We start from the raw sequence: 18,754 nt of genomic DNA on the forward strand, positions 1-18,754 counted from the left end.
CGTGCAGGTGAAGTCCCCCCGTCCGTTTGGGGGGACTTTCCGCAGTTGTTGCGGCGAATTCATTCGCTCAGCCGGCCAGCCCTGTTCACGAAACCGGAACCGTGCCCGCCCTCCATCCCCCCTATCCATCCGACACCCATCCATCCGGCCGCCCCGGACCCCGGACCCTACAGCCGCACCTTCACCACGATCTTGGTGACCGCGTGCCTTCCGCCCGCCATGCACCCGGGCTTGTGCGCGTCGTCCGGATGCAAGATGGCGAGGTTGCCGGCGCGCATCAGCAGCGAGCTGGCAAAGGGCGGCTCGGCAAACCAGACGATGTCGTTTTCCGCCGCGTACGGCACCTCCACCTGCATCGCCGCGGCGGGCGCGTGCAGAATGCGCTCGCTCCCCTCCGCCACGTACTGCAGGTCCACGTACACGCGGTGCGCCTCGAACCGCTTCTCCGTCGACGGCCCCGTCTCGTACCTCGCCACGAGCGCAAACACGTCGTCCCCGTCGATCTCGTGGCGGCCGTCCGCGATCGTCCCGTCCACGGAGCGCAGCCAGCGCAGGCCGGCGGCAACGCGCGGTCCCAGCACCTCGTACGGCGCGCTCGCCGCCAGAGAGGTGAGGATCATTCGGCGTCCTCCGGCGCCAGGCGGCGCTCCACCTCGTCGATCCCCGGGGCGGTGATGCGCACCACCATTCCCGTGCGCCCCGTCTTGGCCGCGAATCCGTGGTCCTCCAGGTAGCGGACGATGCGCTCCGCGTCCGTCCGCTCGATCCCCAGCTCGTCCGCGATCTCGTAGCCGTCCACGTACTCCGTCGCCTGCTCCTCACTGCAGCGGTACAGCGCCTCCAGAAAGCGCGCGCGGTTGGCCCGCCGCTGGCGGATCAGGTCGCTCATCGCTCCCCCGGCGGCGTAAGGAACACGTGCGTCCACCGGCCGTTGCGCTCGCCGATGCCGTGGTGCGTGTACGCGCAGTCCTCCAGGATCTGCCGGTGCCCCGGGCTGGCCCGCCACAGGCGCAGCGCGTCGTCCGGCCCACCGGGGGTGTTGGCGATGTTCTCGCCCGTGCGCTGAAAGCGCACGCCCGCCTGCTGCAGCCGGCTCATGGGCGAGCGCCCTTCCGGCGTGGTGTGGCTGAAGTAGTTGCGGCGCGCCATGTCGTCGCTGTGCGCCTGCGCCACGCGGGCCGCCTCCGGCATCCACTCCAGCGGCCCGCACCCCACCGAAGCGCGGTGCCGGTTCACCGCCGCCGCAAGATGCTGAAGCGCCGCGGGCCCGGTGAACGGCGCGTCCGCCACGGGCCGCGCATCCCCCGTCCGCCCGCCCGCCGGCGCCGTCGTCCCCGTCCCCGCCGCGGGGGCGCAGGCGGGGAGCACCAGCAGCGCCGCCGCCGCCCATCGGCCGAACGTCATCGCTTCGCCTCCAGCGAGGTGAGCAGTTCCATCATCCGCAGGTCGTACGGGTCGGCGGAGGCGTCGTCGTCCGCGATCTCGTAGTTCTGCTGCGGCGTTTCCAGAATCAGCGGAATGCCCTTGCTGCGCGGGTCCGCCAGCAGCCACCGGAACGGCTCCGCGCCGATCTGCCCGTCGCCCAGCAGCATGTGGCGGTCCTTGTTGCTGGCGAACGCGCCCTCGCTGTCGTTCAGGTGAAAGAAGCCGGGGCGCTCGCCCGTGGTCTGCTCCCACTCGTCCAGAATCTCCTTCTGCCGCTTGGCCGATTCGTGGATGGCCCAGCCGCTGGCGAACAGGTGGCAGGTGTCCAGCCCGTACCCCGTCCGCTCCCGCAGCTCGTCCGGGACGTGGCGCAGGATGTCGGCGACCTCCTCCGCCGTGCGCCCGACGGTCTTTCCCGCGCCGGCGGTGTTCTCCACCAGCAGGCGCGTCCTGCCGTCCACCGAGCGCAGCGCGTGGGTGATGGCCTTCGCTACCCGCTCGGCCGCCGCCTTGGGATCGCCGTCCGTGGCGGACCCGGGGTGAAAGCAGACGGCGCCCACGCCCAGCGTGGTGGAGCGCTCCATCTCCTTGGCCAGCCCGGCCGCGGCGCGCTCCCACTTGTCCGGCTCCGCGGTGGCGACGCTCAGCACGTAGGCGGCGTGGACGACCACGTTCTTCGCGGGGATGCCGGCCTCGTCCAGCGCGCGGCCAAAGCGCTCCACCCGCTCCGGCTTGATGGTGCTCTTGTCGCCGTAGAATTTGGGGATGGCGGTAAAGCACTGCAGGCCCGTGAACCCGGCGGCGCCGGCCCGCAGCGCCGCCATGTGGATTCCGCCGTTGTCGACCGTGTGCGCGCCCAGGACGTGTTTCGGCATGTGGATGGCTGGTGTGGTGAAAGTGCGGCCGCCCCGCCGCGGACGGGGATGGTAGCGCGGCCGGAGGGGGCCGCGCGAGGGGGGCCGGCGGCGAACCGCGTGCCCGAACCTTGCACGAACGTGGGTGATGGCGGCAGGTTGCGGGCCGCACACTCCGCACCCCCGCCCGCCTCCGCGCACCCGGCTTCCGGGGCGCGGGCGCACGGGCCAGGGCCGCCGCACGCCGCCGCCGCTGGCCTCCGCTCCGACCGCGAGCTATCTTTTCGGCATGAAAGCTACGTTTCTTGACGGTACCGGCCTCCGCGAGGCCCTGATCGTCTCGGCGCAGTACGTTCAGCGCCACCGGGCGGACCTCAACCGCATCAACGTGTTCCCCGTCCCCGACGGCGACACCGGCACCAACCTGGCGCTCACCGTGAGCTCCATTGCCGACCACCTGCGCCACAACCGCGACAGCAGTGTGGGTGCGGTGGCCAAGGTGGCGGCGGAAGCCGGCATCCTGGGCGCGCGCGGCAACTGCGGAATGATCCTTTCGCACTTTCTGCTGGGCTTCAGCGACGCCATCGGCGACCGCACGCGGCTGCGCGTCAGCGAGTTCGGCCAGGTGCTGCGCAGCGCCACCGAGCACGTGTACCGCGCGCTGGAAAAGCCGGTGGAAGGCACCATGATCACCATCATGCGCGCCATCAGCGACGAGGCGGAGCGGCTGCAGGGGTCGGACTTCGTGGTCCTCTTCGAGCAGCTGCTGGTCAAGGCGCGCGAGGCGCTGGCCGGCACGCCGGAGCTTCTCCCCGCGCTCAAGGCGGCGGGGGTGGTGGACGCGGGCGCCAAGGGCTTTGTGCACGTGCTGGAGGGCATTGCCGGCTACATGAGCGGCGACCCGCTGGTGGCGCTCCCCGACGCACCCAACTTCGAGGCGGACGGCGAGGTGCCGGTGTTCGCCGCGGCGCAGGCCGCGTACTCGGCGGAAAGCGAAAAATATCGCTTCTGCACCGAGGCGCTGGTGCGCGGCAGCAGCCTGCCCACGCAGGAGACGGTGCAGGCCTGGCTGCGCGAGCGGGGCGACTCGCTGGTTGTCATCCGCAGCAACGACCTGCTCAAGATCCACGTGCACACCGACCAGCCAGACGAGGTGTTCACGTATCTGCGCGGCTTTGGCGAACTGGCGACCAAGAAGGCGGAAGACATGCACGCCCAGCACGCGGTGGCCGAGCGCTCCGCCGCCGGGCACATGATGCTGGCGCGGCGCCCCATCTCCGTCGTGGTGGACACCGCGTGCGACCTGCCGGACGACATCGTGCGCGCCCACGGCATGCACCTGGTGCCGCTGAACCTGATCTTTGAAGACAAGGCGTACCGCGACCGGCTGGACATCAGCGCCGAACAGTTCGTGGACCAGCTGCGCAAGGGCGCGCACCCCAGCACGTCGCAGCCCGCGCCGGCCGCCTTCCTGGAAGGCTTCCGCCGCGCGTCGGAGGAGGGCGAGAACGTGATCGCCGTCCTGCTGTCCTCCGCGCTGTCGGGGACGTACGCCTCGGCGCAGGCGGCGCTCAAGCACCGCGGTGAGGACGACGTGCCGGTGCACCTGGTGGACAGCCGCGGCGGCTCGCTGCTGCAGGGGCTGCTGGCGCTCAAGGCCAGCGAGCTGGGCGAGCTGGGGTGGGAGCCGGACCGCATCGTGGCGGAGCTGGAGCGCATCCGCGCGCAGTCGGGCTTCTTCATCGTGCTGGACACGTTCGAGCGGGCGCTGGCGTCGGGGCGGGTGGGGCGCGGCAAGGCGTGGCTGGGCAGCCTGCTGGACATCAAGCCCGTGCTGGACATCGACGCGTCGGGCAAGCTGGTTCCCATCGACAAGGTGCGCGGCCGAAAGAACATGATGCCGCGCATGCTGGAGATCCTGGAGCGCAAGGTGCCCAAGGGGGTCAAGAAGGTGCGCTTCGGCATCATGCACGTGGCGGCGTCGGACGTGCTGGTGCCCGTGACGCACGAGATCCGGGCGCGCTACGGCCGCGACACGGACGTGGTCACCGCCGCGGGAACGCCCATCATCGGGACGCACGCGGGCGAAGGCGCCTGGGGCATCGCGTACCTGGTGGAGGACTGAGGTTCTGACTTCGGGTCCCGGGCACTGGGGACTGGATACTGGGCACTTTGAAACTGGGCACTTGGGGACTGCAGTTCAGGGCGTGTCCCCGCTGCGCGGGGCCGGGCTTCGCGCGCCGTAAGGCACGATACAACTGTGCCTAACGGCGCCGAGCCTCCTCCGCGGCAGGGGCAACGATACGGCTGTTGCCCCCGCCGCTCCGGTGTCTCGGCCCTGCGGGCGCGAATCCCTCACGCAACTGCGGCGGCGAACGCCGAAAGCGAAACGCACCGCCCCCGGCCTGACGGCCGGGGGCGGTGCTCGTTTTCCGTCGTCCGTGCGCGTCCGGCGGCTACTCGATGGCGCGGGGGCCGCTGGCCAGGCCGCGCAGCTTGTGCGGGTTCATCACGATGTAAAAGGCCGTGATGCGCTCGCCGTCCGTCGCAATCGACACCGTCTGCACGATCTCCCCGTCGTGCAGCCGCACCAGCGTGGGCTCGCCGTTCAGCTGAATCCACCGCTCCGTCGTGCCTCCGTAGAACTTGCGCTCCACGCCCAGGATCAGGCGCATTACGCGGTCGGCGCCCACGATCACGTTGCGCGCCGCGTTCACCATGCCGCCGCCGTCGCTGGTGAACGTCACGTCCGGCGCCAGAAGCGCGAGCACCGCCTCGCGGTCGTCCGCGGCCAGCGCTTCGCGAAAGCGGCGCAGCAGCTCGCCCTGCACGTCCGCTGGCGCCGCGAACCGCGTGCGGCCGCCGCGCACCCGCTCGCGCGCCCGGTGCACCGCCTGCCTCACGGAAGGCTCGCTGCGCCCCATGATCCGCGCGATCTCGCCGTACTCCGCGTCAAACACGTCGCGCAGAAGAAAGATGGCGCGCTCCTCCGGCGCCAGCCGCTCCAGCAGCATCAGCATGGCGATGGACAGGTCGGACGCCTGCTCCGTCCCCGCGTCCGGCGGCGGTTCCGTGGCCACCGGTTCGGGAAGCCACGGGCCCACGTAGCTGATGCGCGACGTCTGCGCCTTGCGCAGCCGGTCCACCGACAGGCGCGTCACCACCGTCACCAGCCACGCCTCGGGCGACAGCACGTCCTCCCGCCCGTCCTGAAACCAGCGCAGGTACGCCTCCTGAACCACGTCTTCCGCTTCCTGCACGTCGCCCAGCATGCGGTATCCCAGCCCCAGCAGCCGGGGCCGGTGCCGCATCACCTCCGGCGCGGCGGCCGCGAGATCGTCGTTCACCGTCATGTCGTGCGTCGCTCCAGGATCGCGGATGCGCCGCGCGAGCGCGGCGGTTTCGCCTTCCACGATACCCGTCGCGGTCCGCTGTCACAACTCGGCGCGGGCTCCGTCTCCAATGCAGGGGCCGGACAAACGGCCGGCCCAGCACTTCCCGGATTCTGGAGAACACGACGATGACGCAGACCGACCTTGCCGCACCCGCCGAGGCCGCGGCCACGGATACGCGGCACGCCGCGCGGCTCAACTACCAGCGCATCGACCCCAGGGCGGTGCAGGCGCAGTACGGCCTGGAAAAGTACGTGCTGGGCAGCGGGCTTGAGGAGTCACTCATCAACCTCGTCAAGCTCCGCGCGAGCGTAATGAACGGCTGCGCGTACTGCGTGGACATGCACACCACGCACGCGCGGCAGGCGGGCGAGGCCGAGCGGCGCCTGTACGCGGTCCCCGTGTGGCGCGAGACGCCGTTCTTTTCCCCGCGGGAACGCGCGGCGCTGGCGTGGACGGAGGCCGTGACGCGCATTGGCGACGGCGGCGTGTCCGACGCGCTGTACGCCGAGGCATCCGCGCACTTCAGCGAGGCGGAACTGGTGAAGCTCACCATGGCTGTGGTGGCCATCAACGGCTGGAACCGGCTCGCCATCACCTTCCGCGTCCCCGTCGGCCAGCCGCCGCTCGCCTGACGCGCATTCCCGGATTCGGTACGAGCAGAACGGCGCCGGTCCTCCGCGGGCCGGCGCCGTTCCGCTCTCGATCCGTCCCCCGTCGGTCAGCGTCACTCGCACGCTTCCCGCCGCGCACAGGCGTCTCCAGAAAAGGGACGCGATCAGGTGGTGAGGCCGACGCATCGGCTCCGTCCACCGTCGCGCGCTCTTCGGAAGGATTCGGAAAAGCTTCGCGAATTCCGTCCGGGCCGCGATCACATGCTCTCCCGAAAAACGCGGAAAACTCAGCGCGAGCGCAACCATCGGCATGGCCGGGCGGGTGTGGAGCGGGGCGGCAGGCGCCCGACTCTGAACGTTCGGAAAGGTGGATCGAGGCGCCTCATCCCGAACGGCGTCCACGCTTCCACGCGCAGAGACGGCCGGCGGCACAAACCATCCGTGCAGCGCCGTGGCATGCCGTGCGCCGATGCCACCTGATCGCGATCCGTTGGCGAGGCGTGGGCGTGCACAACGCCGGCATGCGCACGGCGAAGTCTGCCCCGAACGCAGAACGGCCCGGCATCAAGCCGGGCCGTTCTGTCAAAAGTCTTCCCGCGCGCCGGTCAGCGCTCTTCGCCGAAGTCGATGTTCAGCGGGCGGATCTGGCAGTGTTCGCCGCAGCCGAAGCGGTAGCGGTTGCGGGCGAACCACTTGTAGAAGCGCGCGAAAAGGCCGCCGAACCCGGGCACGCTGAACGCCCACCCGAACACCCCGCCAAACGGCAGAATCTCCAGCAGCTTTTCCACCGCATCCCCGCCCTGCCACGTCTGCCCCCCCGGCCCGATCACCTGCATGGCCTCGGCGTACGCGCTGCTGGGAATCCACGGAAAGCGGTCCAGCACCGTCGTGTTCTGAAAGGGAATCAGCTCCAGCTGGCGCTTCTTGTCCCACGCGGTCAGCAGGCGCACCAGGCGCGTGCACACCTTGCAGGCGCCGTCGTACACCACCGTGTACGGCCGCCCCAGCCCGGCCGCCGTGCTCTGCACGCCGCCGAAGTTGAAGTGGACCACGGGAATGCTCATGGCTTTACCTCCAAGCCCACCGTGGGCGGGTTCTCGAACGTGCGCGTAACGGTGCACAGGGCGGCCGCGCGGGTGGCGGCGGCCTTTCGCTCCGCGGGGAGCGACGGCCACACGATCTCCACGTCCATGGCGCCCACGCGGTGGGGGTCCTCCACAAAGCTCCACCCCACCTCCAGCACCAGGTCGTCCGCGGGAATCTTGGCGTGCAGGGCCCACGACGCCAGCACCGAGTGCGTGCACGTGGCCAGGCCGCTGGCCAGCATGTGAAAGGGCGAATACTGCATCTCCGCCGAATCCGCCTCTACGGAGAGCGGACCCGCCCCTCCGTCCAGGCGGATCCGCGAATCGGACAGCAATGTGATCTTCACTGGGCCTCGTCTTCCGGTTGTGCCCCGCACCGCGCGGGGCGCCGGACCATTCTACCCCTTGATCAGCGATTCGGCACCATCCACCCAGATCTCCGTTCCGGTGATGTGGTCAGACAGGTCCGAAGCCAGAAAAAGCACCAACTGTGCCACCTGCCGGGCCTTGCCGGGCGCGTGCTCCAGCGGCTGGTTGCCCTCGGGAAACTCCACCGGCATCTGCACCTTGTCCAGGTCGCGGCGCTCGGTGTTGTCGTCGATGTTGCTTTCGATGGCGCCCGGGCAGATCACGTTCACCCGCACCTTCCACGGGGCAAGCTCCAGCGCCACCATCTTGGTGAACGCCACCTGCCCCGCCTTGCTGGACGAGTACGCCGTTGCCCCCGTGTTGCTGAAGATGCGCGTGCCGTTGATGGACGCGTTCACGATCACCGATCCGCCCGCCTTCTTGAGGTGCGGCACCGCGTACTTCACCGTCAGAAAGGTGCCCTTGAGGTTGATGGACAGCGTGTTGTCCCACTCCTCCGGCTCCAGTTCCTCCAGCGGCGCCCATACCCCGTTCACGCCGGCGTTGGCGAACACCACGTCCAGCCGGTTCCACCGCTCCACGATCTGGGCGATGGCGGCCTGCATCTCCTTGGGATCGGAGATGTCGGCGCACACGGCCATGGCCTCGCCGCCGTCCTTCTGGATCTGCTCCACCACGGGGTCCAGGTTTTCGCGATGGCGGCCCAGGACGGCCACCCGCGCGCCCTGCTCGGCAAAGAGCACCGCCGTGGCCTTGCCAATCCCTTCGCCGCCGCCCGTCACCAGCGCCACCTTGTCCTTGAGCTGCATCGCTTCGTCTCCCGTCTCGTCCGTTGCCCCGCCGTCCGCGAGCGCGCCTGCTGACGCAAGCTCCGTGGCACCGCCGCACGGAGGGCGTCACCGCAGGGCGAAGTGCTCCACCGCCTCGTACCGCGCGGGGCCGCCGCCCAGGTGGCTCCGGTAGATGACCAGCTCGCGCACGGGCATCCGCAGCCCCAGCGGCGGCACGCGCGCCACCTCGTCGGCCACCGGGCGCGCGGGCTGCATGCGGCTGAGGGTAAGGTGCGGCGTGAAGCGCTTTTCCTCCGGCGCAAAGCCGGCGCTCCGCGCGGCGGATTCGGCGGTCGCGGCCAGGTCGCGCAGGCGGTCCGCGCCCTCGTCCACGCCCAGCCAGAGCACCCGCGCGCGGCGGGGATTGGGAAACGCGCCCAGCCCGCCGAAGACCAGGTCGAACGCGGGGCCGAGGTCCGCCGCGGCCAGTGCACCGCGCACCGTGTTCCGCTCCGCGCGGCTGGCGGCGCCCAGAAAGCGCATGGTCAAGTGCCAGTTGGCCGCCGGCGGCACGCGCCCCGGAACCCCGCCCGGCAACGACGCGCGCAGGTGCGCCGCGATGGCCGCGCGCGCCTCCTCCGTGAGCGCGACCGCCACGAACAGCCGCTCCGTCCCCCCATCCGCCATCTCCGCTCCTCGCCTCTCGGTTTCGCACCATCCGCCGCTTGCCGGCACCCGCCCGCACCTCGCCTTTCCGAACGAGGCGCCGCGCGGGGTATGCGGGCCCTCGCAGTCGGGCACTGACTGAAGAATCCCGCGGACGACCATCCCGTGCACGCCCGGTTGCGTGGCGTTCCCCGCACCCCGCGGGCGAGTGGGAGAGTCGGTAGCGCGCCACGCCGGCCCGCGGCTCGGCGGACGCTTCGGCCCGGGATCCTTCAGTCGCACAAAGCGCGGCGCGTCTGGAGGCCGCCGCGCGCTGCTCCTTCACGATGACGCGGATGGGCCGGGGCGGGGGCCAACGTCCGGGCACTCCGCTCAGCAGATCGGGGGCCAGACGGGGTGCACTCCGCCGCGCCGGGGCGCGCGGAGCGGCGCGCTGCATCTTTTTTCCACGATCCCTCGTATGTCACTGCCCGGCATCGGCTTGCAGTGCACCATCACCCACGGATCCACCCCAATGACCCCACTCCGCAGGCGCATTCTCTCCATCGGCATCCCCGTGCTCGTCGTGCTCGGGGCGGGCGTGGCGGGCGTCATCGTCCACCGCCACCGCACCAGCCCGGCGTACGCGCTGGCGCAGGCGGCGCGCGCCATCCACGAGCATGACCGCACGGCGTTCGAGCGGCGGGTGGACGTGGACCAGCTATCCTCTGCCGCCACGGATGAGCTGATCGGCTACTGGGCGTCGACCACGCTGGCCGACGCGGCGGGCCGGAGCGGTGCGCGCATGCTGGGGATCTCGGCGGGGATGGAGATGCTGGACAAGGTGAAGCCCGCGATGGTGTCCACGGCGCGCGTAAACCTGCTGCGCGCGGTGGAACAGGGCGCCATGGACAGCCTGTTCGCCGCGCCGGCGGAGGAGCGGGGCAAGGTGCACTTCGGCCACCTGGCGCGCGGAACCATGGGCCGCCCGCCGCGCGTTACCGGGCTGGGCGCAGTCCGCCAGAGCGGGCCGCTGGCGACCGCGGAGGTGCATCTGCACGACTCCGTGCTGAACGCGCCGCTCACGCTGCGGCTGCGCATGGAGCGCGGCGCGGACGGCTGGCGCGTGGTGCGCATCGACAACGCGCGCGAGTACCTGACGCGCGTTTCGCGGCTGCAGCAGGCGCGCCTGGCCGCCGAGAACCGCTCCATCCGCGACTGGCTGACAGCCACCGTGCGCCTGGGCGAGCCGCGGGTGCGCCTGACGCCACAGCTGTACTCCGGCGAGTTCATGGAGATCGTGGTGCCCGTCACCAACACGGGGCGCGACACGCTCACCGGCGTGGCGGTGGACCTGGAGTACCTGGGCGAGCCCATCGACCAGGAGAACGCCAGGCCGCACAGCTTCGACCGCATCGCGCCGGGGCAGACGGTGCTCGCCACCTCCATCATGGTGGAATACAACGGATACGTTCCCTGGCACGGCACGCTGCGGTTCGGCACCCTCACGCCCCGCGTTCGTAACGTGTTTGTCACGATGGACAACGACTCGCACTACGTGGCGGAGCTGGAGGACTGGCAGGAGTACATGGACTGGCGCGACGAACATCCGGCTCCGCTGACCAGCGCTCCCGCCGCCGCGACGGCCAAAAGCTGACGCCGCAACGGCCTGCGCCGCGCAAACGGAGGCCTCCGCGCGGAGAGCTGCCGTCTTCTTCAGCGCCGGATCGCCCGCCGCGATCGTCCGGAGGAGCCGGACGGGTACGCTGGACAAACCTGATCACGGGCATTGACCGGCCCGGATTTCGCCGTTACCCTTGCTCCTGTAATGGGGAGTAGCCTGCCGGCGCCAATGCGCCGGAGCGCGCGGACGTCAATACGGAGCACCTGTCGTGCTCCCGGACGCGCGGATGACCGGGAAACCGGGCTGGGGCGAGACCACTACGCACGCTGTTTCACGCGTCGTAGGGGGCTCGTCCGTTTTTTTGTGCCCCTGCGCGGCGAAAATTGGAGGTGCGCCGTGGCGGACTCGATCTGGATGTGGGTGGGCTTTAACGCCCTCGTACTGGTGATGCTGGCGCTGGACCTGGGCGTCTTTCACCGGAAGGCGCACGAGGTGTCGCTCAAGGAAGCGGCGGGGTGGAGCGCGGTGTGGGTCACGCTGGCCCTGCTGTTCAACACGCTGATCCTGGTGACCGCGGGCCGGCAGCCGGCGCTGGAGTTCCTGACGGGCTACCTGGTGGAAAAGTCGCTGGCGGTAGACAACATCTTTGTCATCGCCATCATCTTTTCGTACTTCGCGGTTCCCAGCATCTACCAGCACCGGGTGCTGTTCTGGGGCATCCTGGGCGCGCTGGTCATGCGCGGCGCCTTCATTGGGCTGGGTGCGTACGCGTTGGAGCGGTGGCACTGGATCATCTACGTGTTCGGCGCCATTCTGCTCTTTACCGGCATCAAGATGGCGGTGCGCAAGGACGAGGAGATGGACCCGGAGAACAACGTCGTCGTAAAGATGGCGCGCCGGTTCCTGCCGCTGAGCGAAAAGTACGACGGGCAGAAGTTCTGGACGGTGGAAAACGGCAAGCGCGTGGCCACACCGCTGTTCCTGGTGCTGCTGCTGGTGGAGTTCACGGACCTGGTGTTCGCGGTGGACAGCATTCCCGCCATCTTCGCCATCACCAAGGACCCGTTCATCGTCTATACGAGCAACGTGATGGCGATTCTGGGGCTGCGGAGCATGTACTTTCTGCTGGCCGGCATCGTCCCCAAGTTCGTGTACCTCAAGTACGGTCTGTCGCTGGTGCTGGTGTTCGTGGGGGCCAAGATGCTGCTGCTCGACGTGTACAAGATCCCCACGGTGGTGTCGCTGGCGGTGATCGCCACGCTGATCGGCGGGAGCATCGCGCTGTCGCTGCTGCGCCCGCCCGCCGCGGACGAGACGGTGCCCTCGCCGCTGGACCCGGTGGATCCCAGCGCTCCCGCGCCCATCCACTGACGCCGGCATGACGGAAAAGAACCGCCCTCCCCGAGCACCGGGGAGGGCGGTTTTCTGTCGCCGTGGATGGGAGGCGCCGAGTCGAGCCTCGGCTGTGCTGAGCGGCTGAAGCCGCCGCAACAACGGCTGAAAGCCTCACGATACTGCCGTGAGGCTGGCTTCTGCGCCGACGAGGATTTCGGTGCCGAACGCGGCGCTCCCTGAGCGGATGAATCCGCCACTCAAGAAGCGGTAAGCCCCCACTCGTGGCCGCTGTCGCGTCCACGATCGGGGCTTCAACCAACCGGGCGGAGGGCTCGGCGCGGGTGGCGGGGTCGGTCCGGACCGGCGGAGCGATGAACTCGCCGCAACGACCGCCGAAAGCCTCACGATACTGCCGTGAGGATGCTCCGGCGCGAGACCAGGAGTTCGGCACTGACCTCAGCCGTCGCGCCGAGGTCTCCCTTTCTCCCGCGACAGCGGGGGAGAGGGCCGGGGAGAGGGGGCCTCTCCGCACGCCCGGCACCTTCCGGAATGCACGGATCCGCCGTTCTCCCCTCTCCGCGCGGCTGTTTGCGCGGGGAGGGGCAGGGGAGGGGCCCGCGCGCAGCGCGACGCCGTTGCCGGGCCGCTGAGCGACTGAAGTCGCCGCAACAACGGCGGAAAGTCTCCCCGAACAGACGGGGAGACTTCACCTGCACAGGGCCGACGGCGAGGCGCCTCAGGGCGTCGGCAGCGCGACCAGGATCGCGGTGACGAACAGGACGACGACGGCCAGGGCCAGCTCCGCGCGTGCGGACCGCTGCAGGCGCCGCGTGCCGCCATCCACGCCCATCGCCGGAACCACCTTCTTCCAGTTGTGCGCGCCCAGCGCCGCCACCCCGATCAGCAGCGCCACCTTGAGCACCAGCACGCGGCCGTAGCCGGTGTCCCACAGGTCGTCCGGATGGTCGATGTGGAACAGAGAGCTGGCCACCCCCGTGACGGCCACCGTGGAGGCCGCCACGAGCGCCATCCGCGAAAATGCCCTCGCCATGGCCGCCACCACGCCTTCCGTGTCGCCCCCGCTCGCGAGGGCGGCGGGAATGCCGACGGCCAGCAGCATCGCCAGTGAGCCCAGCCACACGCCCGCGCCCAGCACGTGCAGCGCGTCGCTCAGAATGGCGATCGCCGTCCACCCCTCCACGGCGGCCGCGTGGCCGGACAGGGAAGGAACGGCGGCCAGCAGCAGCACGCTCCCCCCCGCGCCCATCCACCCCGCCGCGCGCCCGTGCGGCGCCCGCACGACGAGCATTCCCGTCACGAACGCGAGCGTGGCGATGGCCTGAAGCACCCACGCCAGCCCCCAGCCGGTGCGCAGCAGCAGCCCCGTGAGGTTGGCGCCGCTCCACCCCTGCTCCGTGAGCCCCAGCTCCGACGCCTGTAGAAGAAGGCGGCCGCAGAGCACCACGACGGAAAGCGAGGCCGCGGCCAGGGCGATGAACCCCAGCCCCAGCTCCGCGCGCGCCGCCGTGGCCGCGTGCGCCGGATCGCGGGTGATGCGCGCCAGCACTCCGAAGCGGAATGCGGGAACGCCGATCATCCCCAGCAGCGCCAGAAACCAGGTCCAGCGCAGCGCGACGGCCAGCGGCCGCTCCGTCTCGGAATGCACGACGCCCGTGGCGCCCGGCTGCGCCGCGCTCACCGTGTCCGTCACCATGCTGGGTGCCGCCGCCGTCACCACGCCCACGGGAGGCGCCGCGGGGGCTCCCGGCGTCGCCGCCGAATCCACCGCCGGGGCGGCGACGACGAAAGCGAAGGTGCCGGTGAGCACGTGTCCGTCCGCGCCGGCCGTGCGCCACCGCGCCTCGTACGCGCCAGCGGCGAGCGGGCCGGTATCCAGCACGTACTCGTGCCCCGTGCTGTCCGCCATCCGCACGGCCGGCACGGGGACGGAGACGCCGTCGCGCAGCAGGGTGAGGGTGGTGAGCGAGGCCTGCACGGGACGGCTGAAGCGGATGCCGACCACGGTCAGCTCCGTCCGTACGGTGTCGCCGTTGGCGGGACGCGTGCGCTCCACCCGCGTGTGCGCCGCCGCGGGCGAGGCGTGCAGCACGCAGGCGAGGGCCGCCGCGCACAGCAGTGCGCGGCGGCCCCATCCCCGGAAGTCAGAAAAGGAACGCAGAATCAGTCCCGGTCAGTGGGAGCCCATCCCCGTCGCGGAATGCGGCCCGTGTGACGAAGTCATGTCGTCCAGGACGCCGTAGCTCCCCATGCGCATGGGGCCGGCGGATCCCAGAAAGACGCGGAATCCAGCGGAAACGCTCCAGAACCGGCTGGCGCCGAACAGGTCGCGCGGATCGATGCCGCCGCGCTCCCCGCTCGCGCGGAAGTGCTGCACCTCTACAAAGGGCATGGTGGCCACCGGCGCTCCCGTGAGCTGCCAGCCGAACCCGGCGGTGGAGATCAGCCACCGCGTGGCGCCGATGGGCTCGTCGTCGTAGTGATAGCGAAAGAAATCGTCGTCGTCCACGCCGCCTTCGCGCTCGTACTCCGGCCGGGTACTGTACTCGACACGCGCGTAGGGCCGCGCGTTGCCCACGCCGCCCATCGCCTCGCCCAGCACCGCCCAGTAGCCGTCCTCGCCGCCGCGCGGCTCGCTGCGCGACGCCTCCACCAGGCCGTACAGGGAACCCCAGCGGTACTCGCCCGCGTGGCGGACGTAGCTGTTCAGCAGCGCGGTCCGCTCGCCGTGCCCGTGGTGCACCTCGCGCACGCTGCCGTACGAGCCGCTGACTTCCCACGGCGCTCCCGTCCCCGTCCCCCCGAAGCGGCGTATGAGGCGCGCGGACCACGAGTCGCCAAAGCTTTCGATGTTGCCGAAGTCATACGGCCTCTCCGGCTCCCCGCCGCCGAACAGACCCGCCTCCACGCTCCACGGCCCGCGCAGGTACACCGCGTTCACCGTCCACCGTTCCAGGATCTGCGAAAGGTGGTGGTTGGTGGGGTACTTGGCCACGGGGCGCGACATGGGATCGTCCGTTCCGTACGGCGCGAAGCCCTTGCCGGCGGAAAGGGAGAACGATCCTCCCGCCGCGCGCCACAGGTTGGCGCTCACCATCGCTTCGTGCAGCAGGGTGTGCGGGTGGCGCCGGTCGATGAACCCCTCGCCCCATCCGCCGAAGGTAAGCTCGCCGTCGGGCTGGGTGATCCCCTCGAAGTTGAGGGTGGTCCGCAGCACCAGCGCCGAACCGGGCGACTGCAGGTTGATCATGGCCGCGGGCTGCGTAAGGTACAACTCCGTACGCCTCAGCGGCGAGTCCTGGGGCGCGAGCCCGGCGGTGGCGATGGGGAAGGCCTGCGCCATCCCCATCACGCTCCACCCGCCGCCCACAGGCGCCATCCACATGGAGTGCCCCGCGCCGGGAACGCCGCTGCGGTGGTCCGCCGTGTCGCCCATGGCGTGCCCCGCGTGCGCGTCCATCGCCGCGTAGTCGTGCGGCGCGGGCGCAGGCGTGGACTGCATGCGCGCGTGCTCCTCCGCGCGCATGGTGGCGTGCTCGGGCGCCGCGAGCGGCGGCGGCGCGGAGGGCGTGCGGAGGCGGGCGGAATCCGCGGCCATGCGGCGGCACTGCGTCATGACCCGCTGGTGCGCCGTGTCCGCGCGCACCACGCGGTGCGTGGTGTCCGCCAGCATGCGCGCGCAGACGGCGGGAGTGACGGTGGTGTGGCCCGCGTGGGCGGTATCGTGCTGCGCCGCGTGGTTGTGCTGCGCGGCGAGCGTGCCGTGGCTCGCGATCCCCGCCAGCAGGACCGCGGCTGAAAACAGCCTGGACATCGTATCTGAACCCCTCGAAAATGCCGTATCCGGCGCCGTCCACCGTAGAGGCGCCTGGTGTGGATTGGATCAGGCCGAGGGGTGTCGCGGAGGGGGCGGCTCGGTGGCCGGATGGTGCGAGGCGTAGCCGGAGGCCGCGATGGCCGCGGTTCCGGCAGATGCGGGGACGTACGCCGGGGCCGCCGCGCGCGCCGCGGGCAGCGCCGAGACGCCGCACGACATGGCGATGCCGCACCCGGTGGCGGCGTGGCGGACGGGATCGTGGTCATGGTCCGGCGCGGGCGCGTCAGGATGCGCGTGCGCCGCGCCGTGCCCGGCGTGATGCGATGCGTGGTGCGGGGCGGACGCGTCCTGCCCGGCGGTCGCGGCTGCCATCGGGCATTCCACGGCCGCCGCCTGGGTCGTGCCGAAGCACACCAGAAGCAGGAGAGTGATCAGCGTCCTCATCGCCTATAGGGTATACGGGTATCCGCCTCCGCGCAACCGGCGGCGCGCACCTCATGCATCCCGCGTGCCCAAGCCGTTGCTCCGCAATCAGATAGATCAGGCACTCATTTAAGAGGCGCGGAGCAGGCAGCAGAGCGGCGTCACGCAGACGCGCGGAGAAGAACGAGGAGGTCCGGACTGCCATCGAGGAGCAGACAAACGTCCAGCCACTCGTCGCTCCCCTGGTTTTTCCTCTGTTCCTCTGTGCTTTTCTCTGCGTCTCTGCATTCTCGCGGTTGCTGTTTCTGATCAGCCGGAGAATGCGGGGAATCTCCCGATTGCGCCCCGCCATGATCTCACCAGATTCCCGACCGAGCAGCGAGATTCGCTTCCAACGGACTGGGACGGATGGAGATACGCACCGAGCAGAAGACAGCGTCGGACACCGCGACGGCGGACCGGGTATTCGGGATCGTGGGCGGCGCGCTGCTGCTGCTCGCGCTCGTCTTCTTCATCCGCTCGCTCATGGGCGGCCCGCAGGACACCGGAGCGCGGACGGCGGACGCATCGGTGCCCGCGCTGCGCATCCTGAGCCCCGCGCCCGGGACGGAATCCGCGCAGCCGCTGGTGGTGGAGCTGGACGCCGGAACCCCGCTCACGCTGGGGCCGATGGGGTGGAACGCGGGCGGCCGGCACCTGCACCTGTTCGTGGGCGGCACGGAGCTGATGGCGTCGTCCACGGAGCTGGCGCACGTCCGTGGGACGGTGTACCGGTGGACCCTGCCCCGCCTGCCCGCCGGGCCCACCACGCTGCGGCTGGCCTGGTCCGGCGCGGACCACGCCTCCATGGGCCAGGGCGCCTCCCGGACGGTTCCCGTCACGCTGCGCTGACGGAAAACGGGTGGAGAAGTTGACGGATTCGGCCCGCGCCCATACCGTTGTCCGTCTGTTTCCTTCCCCGCATCCCCCCTCTGGAGTTTCCTGATGAACGTACCCGCGCTCCGCCCCCTCAGCGTCGGCGAGATCCTGGACGGCGCCTTCAAGGTGTACCGCAACCAGTTCGGCACCATGCTGGCCACCTCCATGGCGCTGTACGTGCCCCTCGCCCTCATTCAGCTGCTGGGCGGATGGATGACCAGCAGCATGGCCACGGATGCCGAGGCCAACGCGGGCGGCGTGCTCGTGGCCTCCCTGTTGGCCCTGCTCGCCATGCCCGTGTGGCTGATCGGCCTGTTCGCCATGCTCGGCGCCCTGACGTACCAGGCCAGCCGCGCGTACATGGGGCAGCCGGTTTCGGCGGGAGACAGCATCCGGCACGGGTTCTCGCGCTTCTGGAGCCTGGTGGGCGCCATGTTCCTGGTGGGCATCTGCACCATGCTGGGCGCGGTGGCGTTCCTGATCGGCGCCATCTTCGTGTGGATCATGATGTTCGGGGTGGTCCCCGCCGTGGTCATCGAGGGCCGCGGCGCAGGCGACTCGCTGAGCCGCTCGTACGAGCTGTCCAAGGGAGCGTGGGGCCCCATCTTTCTGGTGATGGTCGTCGCCGCACTCATCGCCGGCCTGCCCGGCTGGGCGGTGCAGGCCGTCACCATGATGGGAATGGAGCCCGGGAGCATGTCCGCGGCCATCGGCGCCGCCGTCTCCACCCTCCTGAGCGCCATCACCTATCCGTTCTCCATCGCCGCCACGGTCATTCTGTACTATGACCGCCGCGTGCGCGCCGAAGCGCTGGACGTGCAGCTGGCCGCCAACCTGGCCGGCGCCTGACCCTTCGCTTCGCCCGTCCCGGCCGCCCGCGCCGCCACCGTGGTTTGACCGCGGCGGCGGCGCGCCCTTAGCTTGGCGGCGTTGCACGGCGACCCGCCCGTCCGCGGCCTTCCAAGCCCCCGCTCCATGCTCCTGGCCACACGACCCACCCTGCCCGCGGGGGCCGCCCGCACCCGGCGCGCCCGCTGATGCCCATTCCCGACAGCGCGGCCGTGCACCGGGCGGTGGAGGCCGTGTACCGCCGCCCGGAGTACAATCCCCAGGAACAGGTCTCCATCTGGGACCGCATGTGGGACACCCTCGGCCGCGGGCTGCGCTGGCTGGTGGAGCAGCTCGACTCCGTGCGGGCGCTGCGCTTCACCTCGCCCATCCTCTTCTACATCATCGTTGCGTGGCTGGCCATTGCCGCCATCGCCATTCTGGCGCACCTGGTGTGGACGGCGGTGAGCGCCACCCGGGCGGACCCCGGGCTGCGCACGGAGAAGGCGGCCAGGGCGCGCGCCACCCGCCCCCGCGGCGTGGACGATTGGGACGAGGAGGCGCGCCGCCTGGCCGCGGAAGGCCGGCTGCGCGAGGCCTCCATCGCGCTGTACCAGGCGCTGCTGCTGCGGCTGGA

The 18,754-nt window shown here is 70.6% G+C and carries 19 protein-coding genes; 7 read left to right on the forward strand and 12 right to left on the reverse strand.

The window, feature by feature from the left end; all coding sequences use genetic code 11:
• Positions 1-167: 167 nt before the first annotated feature.
• Genes VF665_RS08155 through VF665_RS08170 form a run of 4 tightly spaced genes read right to left on the reverse strand, consistent with a single transcriptional unit; the run spans position 168 to position 2,300 of the window.
• A complete protein-coding gene (locus VF665_RS08155) occupies positions 168-620 on the reverse strand; it encodes a YhcH/YjgK/YiaL family protein (protein ID WP_331052916.1) in 453 nt (150 codons plus the stop codon).
• Complete coding sequence (locus tag VF665_RS08160) at positions 617-889, reverse strand: hypothetical protein (protein WP_331052917.1); 273 nt, start codon at positions 887-889, stop codon at positions 617-619. The genes VF665_RS08155 and VF665_RS08160 overlap by 4 nt, the downstream gene beginning before the upstream one ends.
• Positions 886-1,404, reverse strand: coding sequence for a CAP domain-containing protein (locus tag VF665_RS08165; protein WP_331052918.1), 519 nt, complete (start codon positions 1,402-1,404; stop codon positions 886-888). The genes VF665_RS08160 and VF665_RS08165 overlap by 4 nt, the downstream gene beginning before the upstream one ends.
• Positions 1,401-2,300, reverse strand: a complete 900-nt coding sequence (locus tag VF665_RS08170) for a deoxyribonuclease IV (protein WP_331052919.1) — start codon at positions 2,298-2,300, stop codon at positions 1,401-1,403. The genes VF665_RS08165 and VF665_RS08170 overlap by 4 nt, the downstream gene beginning before the upstream one ends.
• Positions 2,301-2,568: 268 nt before the next feature.
• Between VF665_RS08170 and VF665_RS08175 the strand changes: the two genes are divergently transcribed.
• The gene (locus tag VF665_RS08175; protein ID WP_331052920.1) at positions 2,569-4,404 is read left to right on the forward strand and encodes a DegV family protein; all 1,836 of its coding nucleotides are present in this window, start codon (positions 2,569-2,571) and stop codon (positions 4,402-4,404) included.
• A gap of 331 nt (positions 4,405-4,735) precedes the next feature.
• Here the strand turns inward: VF665_RS08175 and sigJ are convergent, their stop codons facing one another.
• A complete protein-coding gene (gene sigJ, locus VF665_RS08180) occupies positions 4,736-5,692 on the reverse strand; it encodes an RNA polymerase sigma factor SigJ (protein ID WP_331052921.1) in 957 nt (318 codons plus the stop codon).
• Positions 5,693-5,799: 107 nt separating this feature from the next.
• Between sigJ and VF665_RS08185 the strand changes: the two genes are divergently transcribed.
• Positions 5,800-6,306: a carboxymuconolactone decarboxylase family protein gene (locus VF665_RS08185; protein ID WP_331052922.1), complete on the forward strand. Its 507-nt coding sequence runs from the start codon at positions 5,800-5,802 to the stop codon at positions 6,304-6,306.
• 584 nt (positions 6,307-6,890) lie between these two features.
• Here the strand turns inward: VF665_RS08185 and VF665_RS08190 are convergent.
• From VF665_RS08190 to thpR, 4 genes are all read right to left on the reverse strand, one after another.
• Positions 6,891-7,349 (reverse strand): DUF393 domain-containing protein, encoded by a 459-nt coding sequence (locus tag VF665_RS08190; RefSeq protein ID WP_331052923.1) that lies wholly within the window; start codon positions 7,347-7,349, stop codon positions 6,891-6,893.
• Positions 7,346-7,717 carry an OsmC family protein gene (locus tag VF665_RS08195; protein ID WP_331052924.1) on the reverse strand — a complete coding sequence of 124 codons (372 nt, stop codon included), beginning with the start codon at positions 7,715-7,717 and terminating at the stop codon, positions 7,346-7,348. Before VF665_RS08195 ends, VF665_RS08190 begins: the two co-directional genes overlap by 4 nt.
• A 51-nt stretch (positions 7,718-7,768) precedes the next feature.
• Positions 7,769-8,548, reverse strand: a complete 780-nt coding sequence (locus tag VF665_RS08200; protein WP_331052925.1) for an SDR family NAD(P)-dependent oxidoreductase — start codon at positions 8,546-8,548, stop codon at positions 7,769-7,771.
• 87 nt (positions 8,549-8,635) lie between these two features.
• Positions 8,636-9,196, reverse strand: coding sequence for an RNA 2',3'-cyclic phosphodiesterase (gene thpR, locus VF665_RS08205; RefSeq protein WP_331052926.1), 561 nt, complete (start codon positions 9,194-9,196; stop codon positions 8,636-8,638).
• A gap of 493 nt (positions 9,197-9,689) precedes the next feature.
• Here thpR and VF665_RS08210 point away from each other — a divergent pair, with 493 nt between their 5' ends.
• Entirely contained in the window at positions 9,690-10,811 is a 1,122-nt protein-coding gene (locus tag VF665_RS08210; RefSeq protein WP_331052927.1) for a DUF2939 domain-containing protein, read from the forward strand.
• A gap of 381 nt (positions 10,812-11,192) precedes the next feature.
• Entirely contained in the window at positions 11,193-12,149 is a 957-nt protein-coding gene (locus VF665_RS08215; protein WP_414678391.1) for a TerC family protein, read from the forward strand.
• A 700-nt stretch (positions 12,150-12,849) separates the two neighbouring features.
• Here VF665_RS08215 and VF665_RS08220 read toward each other — a convergent pair.
• From VF665_RS08220 to VF665_RS08230, 3 genes are all read right to left on the reverse strand, one after another.
• Positions 12,850-14,223, reverse strand: a complete 1,374-nt coding sequence (locus VF665_RS08220) for a CopD family protein (protein WP_331052929.1) — start codon at positions 14,221-14,223, stop codon at positions 12,850-12,852.
• An 81-nt stretch (positions 14,224-14,304) separates the two neighbouring features.
• Positions 14,305-15,945, reverse strand: coding sequence for a hypothetical protein (locus VF665_RS08225; RefSeq protein WP_331052930.1), 1,641 nt, complete (start codon positions 15,943-15,945; stop codon positions 14,305-14,307).
• Between the two features lie 69 nt (positions 15,946-16,014).
• Positions 16,015-16,320 carry a hypothetical protein gene (locus tag VF665_RS08230; RefSeq protein ID WP_331052931.1) on the reverse strand — a complete coding sequence of 102 codons (306 nt, stop codon included), beginning with the start codon at positions 16,318-16,320 and terminating at the stop codon, positions 16,015-16,017.
• A 459-nt stretch (positions 16,321-16,779) separates the two neighbouring features.
• On the opposite strand from VF665_RS08230, the gene VF665_RS08235 reads away from it, so the two are divergent.
• From VF665_RS08235 to VF665_RS08245, 3 genes are all read left to right on the forward strand, one after another.
• A complete protein-coding gene (locus VF665_RS08235) occupies positions 16,780-17,262 on the forward strand; it encodes a hypothetical protein (RefSeq protein ID WP_331052932.1) in 483 nt (160 codons plus the stop codon).
• Between the two features lie 93 nt (positions 17,263-17,355).
• Positions 17,356-18,138, forward strand: coding sequence for a hypothetical protein (locus VF665_RS08240; protein ID WP_331052933.1), 783 nt, complete (start codon positions 17,356-17,358; stop codon positions 18,136-18,138).
• Positions 18,139-18,326: 188 nt separating this feature from the next.
• Positions 18,327-18,754: hypothetical protein (locus VF665_RS08245; RefSeq protein ID WP_331052934.1), on the forward strand; the 428-nt coding region annotated here is incomplete at its 3' end.

This window comes from Longimicrobium sp. (assembly GCF_036387355.1).
GTDB lineage: Bacteria > Gemmatimonadota > Gemmatimonadetes > Longimicrobiales > Longimicrobiaceae > Longimicrobium.